Origin of the sequence: Corallococcus sp. AB038B, from assembly GCF_003668955.1 — a bacterium.
Taxonomy (GTDB): domain Bacteria; phylum Myxococcota; class Myxococcia; order Myxococcales; family Myxococcaceae; genus Corallococcus; species Corallococcus exiguus.
Map to the genome: position 1 here is coordinate 261,684 of NZ_RAWO01000003.1, position 16,469 is coordinate 278,152.

The 16,469-nt window shown below is 71.0% G+C and carries 10 protein-coding genes; 7 read left to right on the forward strand and 3 right to left on the reverse strand.

Going from position 1 to position 16,469, the window contains the following annotated elements; genetic code table 11:
• Positions 1-22: 22 nt before the first annotated feature.
• Complete coding sequence (gene purL / locus D7Y04_RS17395; protein WP_121760032.1) at positions 23-3,919, reverse strand: phosphoribosylformylglycinamidine synthase; 3,897 nt, start codon at positions 3,917-3,919, stop codon at positions 23-25.
• A 258-nt stretch (positions 3,920-4,177) separates the two neighbouring features.
• On the opposite strand from purL, the gene D7Y04_RS17400 reads away from it, so the two are divergent.
• The 3 genes from D7Y04_RS17400 to D7Y04_RS17410 all read left to right on the forward strand — a co-directional run bounded on the left by D7Y04_RS17400 (position 4,178) and on the right by D7Y04_RS17410 (position 7,864).
• Positions 4,178-6,067, forward strand: coding sequence for a M4 family metallopeptidase (locus D7Y04_RS17400; protein ID WP_121760033.1), 1,890 nt, complete (start codon positions 4,178-4,180; stop codon positions 6,065-6,067).
• Between the two features lie 132 nt (positions 6,068-6,199).
• Positions 6,200-6,757: a DUF2378 family protein gene (locus tag D7Y04_RS17405; protein WP_121760034.1), complete on the forward strand. Its 558-nt coding sequence runs from the start codon at positions 6,200-6,202 to the stop codon at positions 6,755-6,757.
• Between the two features lie 12 nt (positions 6,758-6,769).
• Positions 6,770-7,864, forward strand: coding sequence for a hypothetical protein (locus D7Y04_RS17410; protein WP_120597894.1), 1,095 nt, complete (start codon positions 6,770-6,772; stop codon positions 7,862-7,864).
• Between the two features lie 12 nt (positions 7,865-7,876).
• On the opposite strand, the gene D7Y04_RS17415 is transcribed toward D7Y04_RS17410, so the two are convergent.
• Entirely contained in the window at positions 7,877-8,716 is an 840-nt protein-coding gene (locus D7Y04_RS17415; protein ID WP_120597893.1) for a hypothetical protein, read from the reverse strand.
• Between the two features lie 168 nt (positions 8,717-8,884).
• A complete protein-coding gene (locus D7Y04_RS17420) occupies positions 8,885-9,322 on the reverse strand; it encodes a DUF2383 domain-containing protein (RefSeq protein WP_120597892.1) in 438 nt (145 codons plus the stop codon).
• Positions 9,323-9,476: 154 nt separating this feature from the next.
• On the opposite strand from D7Y04_RS17420, the gene xdhC reads away from it, so the two are divergent.
• The 4 genes from xdhC to D7Y04_RS17440 all read left to right on the forward strand — a co-directional run bounded on the left by xdhC (position 9,477) and on the right by D7Y04_RS17440 (position 16,242).
• Positions 9,477-10,295: a xanthine dehydrogenase accessory protein XdhC gene (gene xdhC, locus D7Y04_RS17425; RefSeq protein ID WP_121760035.1), complete on the forward strand. Its 819-nt coding sequence runs from the start codon at positions 9,477-9,479 to the stop codon at positions 10,293-10,295.
• A complete protein-coding gene (gene xdhB / locus D7Y04_RS17430; RefSeq protein ID WP_121760036.1) occupies positions 10,292-14,125 on the forward strand; it encodes a xanthine dehydrogenase molybdopterin binding subunit in 3,834 nt (1,277 codons plus the stop codon). The genes xdhC and xdhB overlap by 4 nt, the downstream gene beginning before the upstream one ends.
• Before the next feature lie 84 nt (positions 14,126-14,209).
• Positions 14,210-15,076 (forward strand): MbnP family copper-binding protein, encoded by an 867-nt coding sequence (locus tag D7Y04_RS17435; protein WP_121760037.1) that lies wholly within the window; start codon positions 14,210-14,212, stop codon positions 15,074-15,076.
• 17 nt (positions 15,077-15,093) lie between these two features.
• The gene (locus D7Y04_RS17440; protein ID WP_121760038.1) at positions 15,094-16,242 is read left to right on the forward strand and encodes a methanobactin export MATE transporter MbnM; all 1,149 of its coding nucleotides are present in this window, start codon (positions 15,094-15,096) and stop codon (positions 16,240-16,242) included.
• Positions 16,243-16,469 lie beyond the last annotated feature (227 nt).

The following is a 16,469-nucleotide window of genomic DNA, read 5'->3' on the forward strand; positions in this document are numbered from 1 at the left end:
AAGGCCCCGTCCCGCGGACGCGTCAGCCCAGGGTGACGCGGGCGTTGCGGAACATGCGCATCCAGGGGCCGTCCTCGCCCCACTCCGCCGGGTGCCAGGAGTGCTGCACGGTGCGATGCACGCGCTCCGGGTGAGGCATGGTGATGGTGAAGCGGCCGTCCTTCGTGGTGACGCCCGCGATGCCGTGCGGCGAGCCGTTGGGGTTGGCAGGGTACTTCGCCGCCACCTGGCCCCGGTTGTCCACCCAGCGCGTCGTCACCAGGTTGGAGGCGTTGAAGCGCGCGGCGGCCTCCGCGTTGGCGAACTCCGCCCGCCCCTCGCCGTGCGACACGACGATGAGCATCCGGCTGCCCTCCATGCCCTTGTAGAAGAGCGACGGCGACGGCGCGATTTCAACAGTGCCCAGGCGGGCCTCGAACTGCTCGGAGGCGTTGCGCACGAAGCGGGGCCAGCCTTCCGCGCCGGGGATGAGCTCTCTCATCTGCGCGAACATCTGGCAGCCATTGCACGCTCCCAGGCCGAAGCTGTCCGGCCGCGCGAAGAACTCCGTGAACGCGTCGCGCGTGCGCGGGTTGAAGAGGATGGACTTCGCCCACCCGCCGCCCGCGCCCAGCACGTCGCCGTAGCTGAAGCCGCCGCACGCCATCACGCCGTGGAAGTCCTTCAGCGACACGCGGCCCGACAGCAGGTCGCTCATGTGCACGTCCACCGCGGCGAAGCCCGCGCGGGTGAACGCCGCCGCCATCTCCTGCTGGCTGTTGACGCCCTGCTCGCGCAGCACCGCCACGCGCGGCCGGGCGCCCTTGGCGATGTACGGCGCCGCCACGTCCACGACAGGGTCGAACGTGAGCACCGGCGACAGGCCCGGGTCCTGCGCGTCGCACTTCGCGGCGTACTCCTCCTCCGCGCAGGTGGGGTTGTCACGCAGCTTCTGGATTTCGTAGCTCACGCGGGACCAGGTGCGCTTGAGCGCCACCGTCTCCTCCGCGAGCAGCTCCCGGCCGCCGTGCCGCACGCGCACCACCTGCTGGGACGTGGGCCGCCCCAACTCGTGGACGTGCGCGCCCAGGCCGTGGCGGGTGAAGGCATCCCGCACGCGAGCCACGTCGGACGCGCGCACCTGCACCACCGCGCCCAGCTCCTCGTTGAAGAGGGCCGCCACCGCGTCGCCACCCAGCGGGGCCAGGTCCACGTCCAGGCCGCAGTGGCCCGCGAAGGCCATCTCCGCGAGCGTGGCCCAGAGGCCGCCGTCGGAGCGGTCGTGGTACGCGAGCAGCACGCCCGCCGCATGGAGTTCCTGCACCGCGGCGAAGAAGCCCTTCAGCGCCGCCGCGTCGTCCACGTCCGGGCACTCCGGGCCCACCTGCTGGTGCACCTGCGCCAGCACGGACGCGCCCAGCCGCTGCCGGCCCTGCGCCACGTCCAGCAGCAACAGTCGCGTGTCACCCGCCACGTCCACCGGCTGCGGCGTCAGCGTGACGCGCGCGTCCAGCACCGGCGCGAACGCGGTGATGATGAGCGACAGGGGCGCTGTCACCGCCTTCTTCTGGCCGTCCTCCTGCCACTGCGTGCGCATGGACATGGAGTCCTTGCCCACCGGGATGGCGATGCCCAACGCGGGGCACAGCTCCATGCCCACCGCGTGCACGGCAGCGTAGAGGTTCGCGTCCTCGCCGGGGCTGCCCGCCGCCGCCATCCAGTTCGCGGACAGCTTCACGTCCGACAACTTCCCGATGCGCGCCGCCGCCAGGTTGGTGAGCGCCTCGCCCACCGCCATGCGCGCGGAGGCCGCCGCGTCGACCAGCGCCACCGGCGTGCGCTCGCCGAGCGCCATGGCCTCGCCCGTGTCGGACATCAGCGACGACAGCGTCACCGCGCAGTCCGCCACCGGCACCTGCCACGGCCCCACCATCTGGTCGCGCGCGGTGTGGCCACCCACGGAGCGGTCGCCAATGGTGATGAGGAATGACTTGTCCGCCACCGTCGGGTGCGACAGCACCGCGTGCGCCGCGGCCTTCAAGTCGGACGGGATGCTCAGCGGCGCGTGCTTCAGGGGGCGCGACGCGAACTCACGGTGCATGCGCGGCGCCTTACCGAAGAGGATGTCCATGGGCAGCACGATGGGCGTGTCCCCCAGCTCGCGGTCCGTGAGCGTGAGCACCTGCTCCGCCGTGGCCTCGCCCAGCACGGCGAAGGGGGCGCGCTCGCGCTCGCACAGCGCGGCGAAGCGCGCCAGGTCCTCCGGCGCCACGCCCAGCACGTAGCGCTCCTGCGCCTCGTTGCACCAGATCTCCACCGGGGACATGCCCGGCTCGTCGTTGGGCACCTCCCGCAGCTCCAGCCGGCCGCCCAGATCGTTGTCGTGCGCCAGCTCCGGCAGCGCGTTGGACAGGCCGCCCGCGCCCACGTCGTGGATGGAGCGCAGGGGGTTCTGGTCGCCCAGCATCCAGCACTGGTCGATGACCTCCTGGCAGCGGCGCTCCATCTCCGCGTTGTCCCGCTGCACGGAGGCGAAATCGAGGTCCGCCGCGCTCGCGCCCTGCGCCATGGAGGACGCCGCGCCGCCGCCCAGACCGATGAGCATCGCCGGGCCGCCCAGCACGATGAGCTTGTCGCCCGCGCGCAGCAGCGCCTTCTTCACGTGGCCCGCGCGGATGTTGCCCAGGCCGCCCGCCAGCATGATGGGCTTGTGGTAGCCGCGCACCTCCACGCCCTCCGGCGTGGGCACGTGCTGCTCGAAGCTGCGGAAGTAGCCGGTGAGGTTGGGCCGGCCGAACTCGTTGTTGAACGCGGCGCCGCCCAGCGGGCCGTCCACCATGATGTCCAGCGCGGACACGATGCGGTCCGGCTTGCCGTAAGGGGCCTCCCACGGCCGCGCGTAGTCCGGCAGGCGCAGGTGGCTGACGGAGAAGCCGGTGAGCCCCGCCTTGGGCTTCGCGCCTCGCCCGGTGGCGCCTTCGTCGCGGATTTCACCGCCCGCGCCCGTGGCCGCGCCCGGGTACGGCGAGATGGCGGTGGGATGGTTGTGCGTCTCCACCTTCATCATGATGTGGGCCGGCTCGCGCACGGTGCTCCACTCGCGACCTTCGCCCTGCGGGAAGAAGCGCTCCACCTCGAAGCCCTCGATGACGGCGGCGTTGTCCTTGTACGCGGACAGCACGCCGCCCGGGCTCTGGGCGTAGGTGTTCTTGATGGCCTGGAACAGCGAGCGCTCGCGCGGCGTGCCATCCACCGTCCACGACGCGTTGAAGATCTTGTGGCGGCAGTGCTCGCTGTTCGCCTGCGCGAACATCATCAACTCCACGTCGGTGGGGTTGCGCTGGAGTTCCGTGAAGCGCGCCACCAGGTAGTCGATTTCGTCCTCCGCCAGCGCCAGGCCCAGCTCGCCGTTGGCCTTCGCCAGCGCCGCGCGGCCTCCGCCCAGCACGTCCACGCGCGTGAGCGGCCGGGGCGAGTCTGTGCGGAACAGCACCTCCGCGTCCTCCAGCCGGGGCAGCACCGCCTGCGTCATCCGGTCGTGCAGCACCGCCTGCACGCCCTCCGCCTCGTTCGCGTCCAGCTCCCGGCCACCGGGGCCGGTGAGGAAGAACGCGATGCCGCGCTCCATGCGGCGCACCTGCGTGAGGCCACAGTGGTGCGCGATGTCCGTCGCCTTGGAGGCCCAGGGCGACACCGTGCCCGGACGCGGCACCACCAGGAGCAGCGTGCCCGTGCGCTCGCGCTTCGCCGTGTGGGGGCCGTACTCCAGCAGGCGCCCCAGCCGCTCCGCCTCGTCCTGCGTCAGCGCCGCCGACGTGTCCGCGAAGTGCACGAACTCCGAGTAGAGGGTGGCCACCGACGGCACCCGCTCCCGGCAACGGACGAGCAGCTTGGCGAGCCTGAATTCGGAGAGGGCCGGAGCCCCGCGCAGCGTGAGCATGAAGGTCCTTGCGAACGGGTGACGGGAGGTAACAGCGGGGCCGTCCTTATCACCGCGCCTCGCATCACAACGTCCGGAGTTCGTGCCAGGACGCCCGCACAGCACCCAGGTGGGTGAACCACCGCCGACGTGGGCGCTCCTCCGGCCTCAGCCTCCTTTCCAACACTCCCAGTCATCCAGGAATTCACATGTCAGTCAGCGCTCCATGCTTTGCTCGCAAGGCTTTACAGACTCGTTTCGTCACACTGGGGGCATGTCATGACGCGAAAGAACCGCTGGCTCCTCGCCGGCCTGACGTTCACGCTGTCCGCCTGTGGAGCGGGAGGTCCTGACGTCGAGGCGCCTGCCGCTCCTTCTGAAACCCGCCTGGGAGACCTGAAGTCAGCGCTGGGAGCGCTGCCCGGCGCGGAGGTGCGGGGAGTGCACGCGGACGGAGTGCCCCAGTTCATCCAGGGCGCGCTGGGTACGACGGGCCGGCCCGTCTCCGGCGCCAGCGCATGGCAGGCGCATGCGCTCCTGGAGCCCACCCTGCTGCGCGTGCTGCCCGCCTTCCGGCTGACGGCGAAGGACGTGGTGCCCAAGCGCATCCACACAGACGAGTTGGGCAACACGCACCTGCGCTACACGCAGACCAAGGGCGGGCTCCCCGTGGTGAACGAGGAGCTCATCGTCCACCTGGACGCGCGGGGTCGGGTGTACGCGGTGAACGGCACCGCGCGTGACGGCGAGCCCGCGCCGGCCCCCGCCCGCATCTCGCCAGAGGCCGCGAGCCAGGCAGCGCTGACGGCGTCCCCCGCGGGCAGCAGCGCGGGAGCGCCCCGAGAAGTCTTTGTCCGGCCTGACCCGGACGCGTCCCTGGTCCGCGCCTTCGAGGTGGTGGTGTCCGGACAGGACGCGGACGGCATGCCCCTGCGCGACCGCGTCTACGTGAGCGCGGCGGACGGCCAGGAGGTGCTGCGCACGCCGGAGCTCCACGCCGCGCGCAACCGCACGGTGTGCTCGGTGGGCGGCACCAACAACGGCACGTGCAGGATTGAAGGACAGGTGGCCACCGGCGACACGGCCATCGACAAGACGTACGACAACCTGGGCCTCTTCTACGACTGCTTCCAGGCGAACTTCGGCCGTGACTCGTACAACGGCATGGGCGCCCCGCTGCTGGCGCAGGTGCACTACGGCACCAGCTACGTGAACGCGTACTTCGACGGCGCGAAGCTGGTCTGCGGTGATGGCAGCCTGCCCCAGTTCGGGCAGCCGTGCGAGGACCCGGACATCGTCGTGCACGAGTTCATGCACGGCGTCACCGAGACCACGTCCGACCTCATCTACAGCGGCGAGTCCGGCGCGCTCAGCGAGTCGCTGTCGGACATCTACGCCGCCACCTGCGGCAGCTGGGCCTCGGGCACCTGGAGCACCGCGACGTCCGTGTGGCACATCGCGGAGACGGCCTGGACCCCCGGCACGTCCGGGGATGCCCTGCGCTACATGAACGACCCCGCGGCGGATGGCTCCTCCGTGGACTACGCCCCGGACCTGAACGGCGGCACGGACGTGCACTACGGCTCCGGCGTGGCCAACCTGGCGTTCAAGCTGATGGCCACCGGCGGCATGCACCCGCGAGGCAAGACGCTGGTGAACGTGCCAGCCATTGGCGTGGAGGCCGCGGCCCACATCTTCTGGTACGCCAACATGAACCTTTTCACCCGCACCACCAACCTCTACTCGGCCAGGTTGGCGACGCGGGTGGCGGCGCAGAGCCTGGGCTACAACACCGCCGTCCAGGACGCGGTGGATGCCGCGTGGAGCGCGGTGGGCGTGGGCGTCACGACGACGCCCTCCTGCATTCCGCTGCCCAACAACACCACGGTGTCCCTCATCTCCGGCAACGCCTCGTCGCAGAAGTACTACTGCTTCGACGTGCCGGCGAACACGCCCTCCACGGTGAGCATCTCCGGCGGCACCGGGGACGTGGACCTCTACACGCGCTTCGACTTCGCGCCCTCGACACAGATTTACGACTGCCGTCCCTACCTGACGGGCAACAACGAGACGTGCAACCTGGTGGCTCGGCCCATCGCCGGCCGGCAGTACATCGTGCTCCGGGGCTACACCGCCTACAGCGGCGTGAGCCTCTCCGTGGCTTACTGACGCACCGGGCGCTTCCCCCCTCACCGCGTACCCGCTGTGAGGGTGGGCGCCCAGGGGGCTGGCCTCCTCCCGGGCCCTGGGCGAAGAATGCGCGCCCGGGACCTGTTCAGGTCCCGGCAAGGACGGAGGGCCATGAGGGACGAGCGCGTCATCTTCAGCAGCAGCGTGGACAGCCTGTACCGCAAGGTGCTGGCCCCTTCCCTGACGCCCGAGCTGGTGGACCGGCTGCGCGCGCGGGGGCTGAACCTGCACGCCCCGCTGCTCGCCGCGTATCCCCTGGCCGTCTGGGTGGACTGCCTGGAGGACACGGCCCACACGCTCCACCCCGACCAGCCGGTGGAGCAGGGCCGGCGCCTGATGGGCCGGCGGATGGTGGAGGGCTACGCGCAGACGCTGGTGGGCGGCGCGGTCCTCACGCTGGCCCGCGTGGTGGGGCCCATGCGCTCGCTGGAGCGCATGCAGCACAACTTCCGCAGCGGCAACAACTACACGGAGACGCGCCTCACCGTGCTGGGCCCCGCCCAGGCGGACCTCTGGTTCAACGAACCGGAGGCCCTGGAGGGCTTCGTGGACGGCGTGCTGGAAGAAGGGATGTTGCGCGTGGGAGTCCAGGGCTTCACCCTGCACCGCACCCGCCACTCGCCCGATTCCGCCACCTATCACCTGGAGTGGGCCGACCGGTCCTCCTGACACCCAGCCTTCATGTCTTCCATCCTCTCGACGCTGCCCGCCCTCTACCAGGACCTCCTTCCGGCCTTCTTCCGCAAGGACGCGCCCACGGAAGAGAAGGCCACCTGCTCCAACTGCGCCATGAGCCGCGCCTCCGCGCAGGCCACGGTGGAGTCCGTGGACGGGGCGGAGCACCTGTTCCGGCCGGACACCAAGTGCTGCACGTACCAGCCGAGGCTGCCCAACTACCTCGTGGGCGCGCTGCTGTCGGATGACTCGCCGCAGATGGCGGAGGGGCGCCGGCGCATCGAGGCGAAAATCGACAGCCGCATCGGCGTGAGCCCGCAGTGGGTGAAGCCGCCCGCGAAGTTCAACCACCTGTACAAGAACGCGCACCAGTTCTTCGGCCGCGCGTCGTCGCTGCGCTGCCCGTACTACGCGCTGGAGTCCGGCGGCTGCACCATCTGGGCGTACCGCGAGTCCGTCTGCTCCACGTTCTTCTGCAAGTACGTGGCGGGCCGGGACGGCCAGCGCTTCTGGATGTCGCTCAAGACGTACCTGACGCTGGCGGAGTTCCAGCTGTCACGCCACGCGCTGCTCCAGCTGATGCCGGAGTTCCTCCTGGACGGCCGCGACAAGGCGGAGGTGGCCACCGGCCCGCTGTCCGTGGAGGACCTGGACGACGCGGCGCCCCCGGCGAAGGTGTACGCCGCGCTCTGGAAGGGGTACGCCGGGATGGAGAAGGACTTCTACCGAGCCTGCTACGACGCCGTGCGCGCCGTGTCCCGGGACGGGCTGGAGCGGATGCTGGGCCTGGACGGCACCATCGAACAGAAGGTGCTGGAGAAGCTGTACTCCCAGGCCACCGCGCCCGCGCTGCCGCGCGTGCTGCGCTTCAACCCGGAGGCGACGGTGAAGTGGCTGCCGGACGGCAGCGTCGCGCTGGGCTTCTACAGCGAATACGACGCGGTGGCGCTGCCCGGTGAGGCCTACTCGCTGCTGGTGGAGTTCACCGGCCAGAAGCCCGTGGAGGCCGTCCGCCAGCACCTGCGCGACCACAAGCAGGCGGACCTGGATCCCGACATCCTCCTGGAGCTGCACCGGCACCGCATCCTCATCGAGCCTTGAGAGCGTCGCGCTTCAGGGCTGGCCCGCGAAGGCGCCCACGTCGTGAAGCCAGCGAGCGACCTTCTGGGTGCGCTCCCACGCGGGCTCGGCGGCGACCAGGTGGTCCGCCAGCCACGCGCTGAAGGCCGGGTCTCCCGCGCGCAGCCACGCGGCGGACTCGGCCAGCTCATGGGCGGCGGCCTCCCAGGCGCGGCGCACGGCGCTGGCCACGGCCATCAGCTCCACGATGCAGCGGGTGAACACCTCCATGCCCACGGTGACTTCGTTGGCGCTGTCGCCGCAGGACAGGGCCAGCGCGCGCAGGTGGCCCAGGTCCTTGAGCAACCCCTGCTCCAGCGCGGCGGCGGTGCCCAGCCGGGCCTGGGCGGCGCGCTGGAGCAGCTCCACGTCCTCGCAGAGCTGGCGCCAGGCCGCGTCGTCCCCCGCGGGGAAGCCACCCCGGCGGCGCAGGCGCACGCCCACGGCCTGCCACAGATTGCAGAAGACGAGCACCTCCTCGACGCTGCGGCGCACGTGGGGCGGGATGTGGTCCAGGAAGTCCACCACGGAGGCGCGGGCCTCGCGGATGAACGCGTCACCCCGGGGCGTGGCCTCCACCACGCCGCGCGCGAGTTGGAGCACGCGCCAGGCCCACTGCAGGGCACGCTCGGAGGTGGTGAAGAGCACCTCGATGCCGGTACCCAGGGCGCCCGCGGCGTAGCTGGTGTCGGCGGTCGTTGGCGAGGGAACGGAGGGCGTCCCCTCGACTTCAGCGCGCACGTCGGGCGAGCGGGAAGCCGGTGTCCCCGCGTCCTCGCTGTCGGTGACGGTCCCGGGCCCGTGCGGCCCCGGCACCGTGTGCTCGCGCCCCATGTGCTTCTTCGCCCTCGTTCGCCGGTGGAAGTCCCCTCCTTCCGAATATCGCACGCCCCCTGAAAGCCTCCAGGCCTGGATGCGGGGACGTGCGATGCACCACAAGGCGCCCACCCCCACAGCCGGGATGAGCACCTCGGGATGTCCGGCACTGCGCAACCCCTACGCTCAGTGCAGGGTCGGGTTGTGCTTCAAGCGGCTGAGCCGGTCATGCGTCTGCTTCTGGGCCGGCAAGAGCTGCTGACGCGCGAAACTGCGGGCCTCGCCGTGGAGCTTGCCCACGTCGCGATTGTAGTCCGCCAGGCCGTGGTCCTCGCCCTGCTCCAGGGCGTCGATGGCGGCCTTCTCCCCCAGCAGGTCCGCTCCGCCTTGAACCACCTTGGCGAAGACGCCCCAGACGCCGGAGCTCTCCGCCGGATTGCCGCCCAGCTTCTGGATGCGTTCCTTGATGGCGTCGACGCGGGCCTCGTGGTCATGGAGGCAGGCGTCCACCTCCGTGCGAGCCAGGTCGCTCTTGATGTGCTTGCTCGCCTGCCGGTAGGTCTCCACGGCGGAGAGCTCACCGCGCAGGAAGGAGTTCAGCGTCTCGATGTCGGTATTGGCCATGACGTCATCTCCTTGGTTCCGGTGAACGGGAATCGACTGGCGCAAAGGTGGTGCGCCTCACCGGCCCGGCAACGAGCGCTGGCCTCCTCGTCCGCTGGGCAGGCGTCCGGAGGAGCGCCACGGGGAGGGCGGCCGTGGCAGACTCACGGGCGGCATGTGGAACTGGGTTCACCAGCTGGCGGAGTGGGCACGCGAGGACACGCCGTTCGCCGTCGTGACGGTGACGGAGTGCAAGGGCAGCACGCCCGCGCCCCCCGGCGCGAAGCTGCTGGTGCGCGCGGACGGCACCTTCCACGGCACCATCGGCGGAGGCCACCTGGAGCAGTTCGTGCTTCAGGACGCTCGCGCGTGTCTGGCCAGGGGCGAGGCGCGCACGTTCCGCTATCCGCTGGGCGCGAAGCTGGGCCAGTGCTGTGGAGGAGTCGTGGACGTCTTCGTCGAGCCCGTCAACCACGGGCCCCAGCTGTACCTCTTTGGCGCCGGCCACGTGGGACAGGCGCTGTGCCGCATCCTGGAGGGCACCCCCTTTCGCGTGCACCTGGTGGACGAGCGCGCCGAGTGGGTCCAGTCCCCGCAGGTGCCCGCTGGCGTGGTGCGCCATGAGGAAGCGTGGGACGAGTTCGCGTCGCGCGCGGTCTGGGACGAGCAGCGCACCTACGTGGCGGTGATGACGCACCGGCACGACGTGGATCAGGACATCATCGCCTTCGCCATCCAGAAGCCGGCCCGCTACATCGGGCTCATTGGCAGTGACACGAAGTGGGCCCGCTTCCGGCAGAGGCTGGAGGCGAAGGGGATGCCCGCCCGGCAGGTGGGCCGCGTCCAGTGCCCCATGGGGCTGCCCACCGGGGGAAAGTCACCGCAAGAGGTGGCCGTGAGCATCGCCGCCGGGCTGCTCCAGCTCCATCATGGACTGGCCCAGGAAGCAGGCGCTCAGCCAGCGCCCGTGCCCCTGCTATCCTCGGGGGAATGAGCACCCCCTTCGAATTCCGGCTCAACGGCCAGACGGTCCAGGTCGACGACGCGTCGCCCAACACCACCCTGCTGGATTACCTGCGCGCGCGCGGACTGACGGGCACGAAGCAGGGCTGCGCCGAGGGCGACTGCGGCGCGTGCACCGTGGCCATGGTGGACCGGGACGTGGGCGGCCAGAAGACGCTGCGCGCGTTCAACAGCTGCATCGCGCTGTTGCCCATGGTGGCCGGGCGCGAGCTCGTCACCGTGGAGGGCGTGGGCAGCCGCGCCGCGCCGCACCCCGTGCAGCAGGCCATGGTGAAGCACTACGGCTCGCAGTGCGGCTTCTGCACGCCGGGCTTCGTCGTCTCCATGGTGGAGGCGTACTGTCGCAAGGACGCGGGCTCTCCGGAGGCCATCGCGGATCAGCTCTGCGGCAACATCTGCCGCTGTACCGGCTACCGCCCCATCCGCGACGCGATGGTGGACGCGCTCGCCATCCGCGACGCGAAGGGCGCGGGCCCGGGGCTTCCCGGTGTCTCGCTGGAGGGGCCGCCCTCCCCCACCCCGCCCCTGCGCTACGAGGCGCGTGACGGCCTGTTCCTGCGCCCCACCACCTGGGAGGACCTGCTCGCGCTGCGAGCCCTGCACCCGGAGGCGATGCTCGTGGCCGGCGCCACCGAGCTGGGCGTGGACATCACCAAGAAGTCCCGCCGCTACCCGTTCCTCATCTCGACGGAGGGCGTGGAGGCCCTGCGCGCCATCCGCCGCGAGGAGGACGGCTGGTACGTGGGCGGCGCCGCGTCGCTGGTGGACGTGGAGGACGCGCTGGGCCACGAAGTGCCGGAGCTGGCGAAGATGCTCAACGTCTTCGCCTCTCGGCAGATCCGCCACCGCGCCACGCTCGCGGGCAACCTGGTGACGGCCTCGCCCATCGGGGACACGGCGCCGGTGCTGCTCGCGCTGGACGCCCGGCTGGTGCTCGCGTCCGTGCGCGGAGAGCGGACGTTGGCGCTGTCGGACTTCTTCCTCGCCTACCGCAAGACGGCGCTCCAGCCAGACGAGGTGGTCCGCTTCGTCGTCATCCCCCACGCCCCGGCGAAGGACAGCGGGCTCACGCGGCACTCGGACAGCTTCAAGGTGTCCAAGCGCCGCGAGCTGGACATCAGCATCGTCGCTGCGGGCTTCTGCATCGAGACAGACGCGCTGGGCCTCGTGCGCACCGCGCGCCTGGGCTACGGCGGCGTCGCGGCCACCCCGGCGCGGGCGAAGCAGACGGAGGCCCAACTCGTGGGTCACCCGTGGAACGCGGAGGCCGTGGCCCGCGTGCGCGCCACGCTGGAGCGCGAGTTCACGCCGCTCACGGACCTGCGAGGCAGCGCGGAGTACCGGCGCGGGCTGGTGGTGTCGCTGCTGGAGAAGTTCGCGTCCGGCGAGCGCAGCGCCGCGCTGGACGGACGCCCCCGCTTCGCCCCGGGCGCGCCTGTCGCCACCGCGGACGCGGGCCGCGAGCTGCGCCATGAGAGCGCGCTGGGCCACGTGACGGGCAGCGCGCAGTACGTGGATGACCTCGCGCAGCGCCAGCCCATGCTGACGGTGTGGCCCGTGCTGTCGCCGCACGCGCACGCGCGCATCCTCCGCCGCGACGCCAGCGCCGCGCTGAAGGTGCCCGGCGTGGTGAAGGTGCTGCTCGCGGAGGACATCCCGGGCATGAACGACACGGGCCCCATCCGCCATGACGAGCCGCTGCTCGCGAAGGACGAGGTGCTCTTCCACGCGCAGGTGGTGGCGCTCGTCGTCGGCGAGACGCCCGAGGCCTGCCGCGAGGGCGCCCGCCAGGTGGTGGTGGACTACGAGCCCCTGCCCGCGGTGCTCACGCTGACCGAGGCCCTGAAGCAGGGCAGCTTCCACACCGAACCGCACATCATCCGCCGGGGCGACGTAGACAGCGCGCTCGCCTCCAGCCCGAACCGGCTGGCCGGTGAGCTGACGATGGGCGGCCAGGAGCACTTCTACCTGGAGACGCAGGCGGCCTTCGCGGAGGTGGGCGACGAGGGCGACGTCACGGTGACGTCCTCCACCCAGCACCCGTCGGAGGTGCAGGCCATCATCTCGCACGTGCTGCACGTACCGCGCAGCCGCGTGGTGGTGAAGGCGCCGCGCATGGGCGGCGGCTTCGGCGGCAAGGAGACGCAAGGCAACGCGCCCGCCGCGCTGGTGGCGTTGGCGGCGGTGCACACGGGCCGGCCGGTGAAGTGGATGCTGGACCGCGACCTGGACATGGTCGTCACGGGCAAGCGCCATCCGTTCCACGCGGCCTGGGAGGTGGGCTTCGACGCCACGGGCCGGCTGCTCGCGCTCAAGGCGGACCTCACGTCCAACGGCGGTTGGTCCCTGGACCTGTCCGAGTCCATCACCGACCGCGCCCTCTTCCACCTGGACAACGGCTACTACGTGCCGACGGTGCGCTACACCGGCCGCGTGGCGAAGACGCACCTGGTCTCCAACACGGCGTTCCGAGGCTTTGGCGGTCCACAGGGCATGCTGGTGATGGAGGACATCCTGGCGCGCATCGCGGCCGCCCTGGGCCTGGCCCCGGAGGCCGTGCGCCAGCGCAACCTCTATGACGGCGTGGGCGACACCAACACCACGCACTACGGCCAGGAGCTGGAGGACAACCGGCTGCCGAAGCTGTGGAGCGACCTGATGGAGTCGTCCGACTTCGCGAAGCGCCGCGCGGAGCTGGAGGCCTTCAACGCGTCCAGCCCCCGCATCAAGCGCGGACTGGCCATCACGCCGATGAAGTTCGGCATCTCCTTCACCGCCACCTTCCTCAACCAGGCGGGCGCGCTGGTGCACGTGTACCGCGACGGCTCCGTGCTGCTGTCGCATGGCGGCACGGAGATGGGCCAGGGGTTGCACACCAAGATCCAGGGCGTGGCCATGCGCGAACTGGGCCTGCCCGCGGAGCTGGTGCGCGTGGCGCACACGGCCACGGACAAGGTGCCCAACACGTCCGCGACGGCGGCCTCCAGCGGCTCCGACCTCAACGGCGCGGCGGTGCGCGAAGCCTGCATCCAGGTGCGCGAGCGGCTGGCTCCGGTGGCCGCGCGCATGCTGGTGCAGTTGCACGGGCAGGCAGTGTCTCCGGACGCGCTGGTGTTCGAGGACGGGCGCATCGCGGCGGCGTCGCGGCCGGACCAGGGGCTGCCCTTCGGGACCGTGGTGGAGGAGGCCTACCGCGACCGCGTGGGCCTGTCCGTCACGGGCTACTACCGCACGCCGGGCATCGGCTACGACCGGACCCTGGGCCGGGGCAAGCCGTTCCTCTACTTCGCCTATGGCGCGGCGGTGAGCGAGGTGGAGGTGGACGGCGACACGGGCATGAAGCGCGTGCTGCGCTCGGACCTGCTGGAGGACGTGGGGGATTCGCTCAACCCAGGTCTGGACCGGGGTCAGGTGGAGGGCGCCTTCGTGCAGGGCATGGGGTGGCTCACCGGCGAGGAGCTGAAGTGGGACGCGAACGGACGGCTGCTCACGCACTCCGCCAGCACCTACGCGGTGCCCGCGTTCAGCGACGCGCCCATCGACCTGCGCGTGGCCTTGATGGAGCGGGCCGAGCAGAAGGGCACCATCCACGGAAGCAAGGCCGTGGGCGAGCCTCCGCTGATGCTGGCCCTGTCCGTGCGGGAGGCGCTGCGCGACGCGGTGGCCGCCTTCGGAGCGCCGGGCGGCGACGTGGACCTGCCCTCGCCCGCCACGCACGAGGCCCTCTTCCTGGCCATCCAGCGGCGCAAGGCGAGGGGCGCGGGGCTCCCGGTTCCGGAGGAAACGCGCGAGGTGGCCTGAGCCGGGCGGCGGGTGCGGCAACATGCCACGGCAAGCTTTCCCAGCCAGTGCGTTAGACGGGGGCACCTTCCAAGGATGATTGCCATGCGCTCCCTGCTCCGCTCCCGCCTCCTCCTTCCGCTGGCCCTCGTGGGCGCGCTCGGCTGTGGGGACGACGAACCCCAGACGCCCGAGCTGCTGACGGTGAACCTGCCTGTCGTCGCCCGCGTGGGCACGCAGGCCTTCGAGTGCGGCAAGACGTACACGAACGTCGGGACGACGGGGACGACCTACGAGCCCATGGACTTCCGCGTGTATGTCCACAACGTGCGGCTGGTGACGCGGGACGGGAAGGACGTGCCCGTGACGCTGACCGAGGACGGCACGTGGCAGCACTCGGGCGTGGTGCTGCTGGACTTCGCGAACAAGGACGGGCTGTGCACGCAAGGCACGGCGGCGATGAACGCGGCCATCAAGGGCACGGCACCCCAGGGTGACTACACGGGCCTGCGCTTCACGGTGGGCGTGCCGGAGGACGTGAACCACGGCGACCCCACGACGCTCGGTGCGCCGATGGATGATACGGGCCTGCACTGGAGCTGGCAGAGCGGCTTCATCTTCACGCGCATCGAGGGCCGCACGCAGGGCCTTCCCCAGCACGTCCTGCACCTGGGCAGCACGGCCTGCGCGCCGCCGCCCGAGGGCCAGACGCAGGGCACCGCCGGGTGCGCGAACAACAACCGTCCGGAGTTCCACCTGGCCGGCTTCGACGTGACGAAGACCAAGGTGGTGATGGACCTGGGCACGCTCTTCGCGGGCGCCAACCTGGACGTGAATGCGCCTGGCACGGCCGCGGGCTGCATGTCGTCCCCCACCGACACGGACTGCGGTGCCCTCTTCCAGCCCCTGGGGCTGGCCTTCGGCGGCCAGGCGGCGAACCCGGCCGCGCAGACCTTCATCCGGGCCGAGTAGCAGGAAGGACGTCCGACGTGGCACGACGACAAGGACAGGCGTGGAAGGCCCTGGCGACGGTGGCGTTGCTGGCCGCGGGCTGCGCGGATCCCTCGGGGCCCACCGAGGAGCCCGTGCCCTACGACTGGAAGCTGCCAGCGGGCTTCCCCACGCCGCGCGTGCCGGAGGACAACCCCATGTCGGAGGCGAAGGTCCAGCTGGGCCGGCGCCTCTTCTACGACAAGCGCCTGTCATTGAACGGCACGCAGTCCTGTGGCTCCTGCCACGAGCAGGCCCGGGCCTTCACGGACGGGCGTGTGCACGCGGTGGGCAGCACGGGACAGGCGCACCGCCGCAACGGACAGGGGCTGGCGAACGTGGCGTACGCGACCAGCCTCACCTGGGCCAACTCCGCGCTCACCACGCTGGAGGCCCAGGCGCTGGTGCCGCTGTTCGGGCGAGAGCCGGTGGAGCTGGGCTTCGCGGATCAACAGGACGTGTTGCTGGAGCGGCTGCGCGCGGATCCGGACCTGACGGCCCGTTTCGCGGAGGCATTCCCGAACGAGGCCACGCCGGTGTCGCTGGCCACGCTGACGCGGGCGCTGTCCGCGTTCGAGCGTTCGCTCATCTCCGGCACATCGGCGTATGACCGCTACCTGTACGGCAAGGAGGTGGACGCGCTGAGTCCCGCGGCGAAGCGGGGCTTGCAGCTATTCCTGTCCGAGCGCCTGGAGTGCGACCACTGCCACTCCGGCTTCAACTTCCAGGACGCGACCGTGCACGAGGCGACGAAGGAGCCGGTGCTGCCGTACCACAACACCGGGCTCTACAACGAAGACGGCCAGGGCGCGTATCCCGCTGGGGACACAGGCCTCTTCGAAATCACGTTCCGTCCGGATGACATGGGGCGCTTCAAAGCGCCATCGCTGCGCAACGTGGCCGTCACCGGGCCGTACATGCACGACGGCAGCGTGGAGACGCTCTCCGACGTGTTGGACCACTACGCGGCGGGAGGCCGAGCACGGGCGGCGAACGGCGGACAACCGAGCCCCCTGCAGAGCGCCTTCGTGCGCGGCTTCGAGCTGACGCCCGAGGAGAAGGCGGACGTCATCGCGTTCCTGGAGTCGCTCACGGACACGCCGTTCCTGACCGACCCGCGCTTCGCGGATCCCGCCACCGTGCCGTGAGCCGGTATCGTCATCGGCTGTGATTCAGCCATGGCGATTCCTCGTGGGAGCCACCGTGCGGCGGTGGGCGGTGCTGGCCTGCATGGCCCTGCTCATCGCGGGCTGTGCTTCGGCGCCGTCACACTGCGGAACCTGGAGCTACGGCACTCCGGCTGCGCGCTCGGCATGGCGCCCCTGGGCTGGAGGGGTCCGGAAGGCTTCCGCTGGGCCTCATGACGACAAGGGAT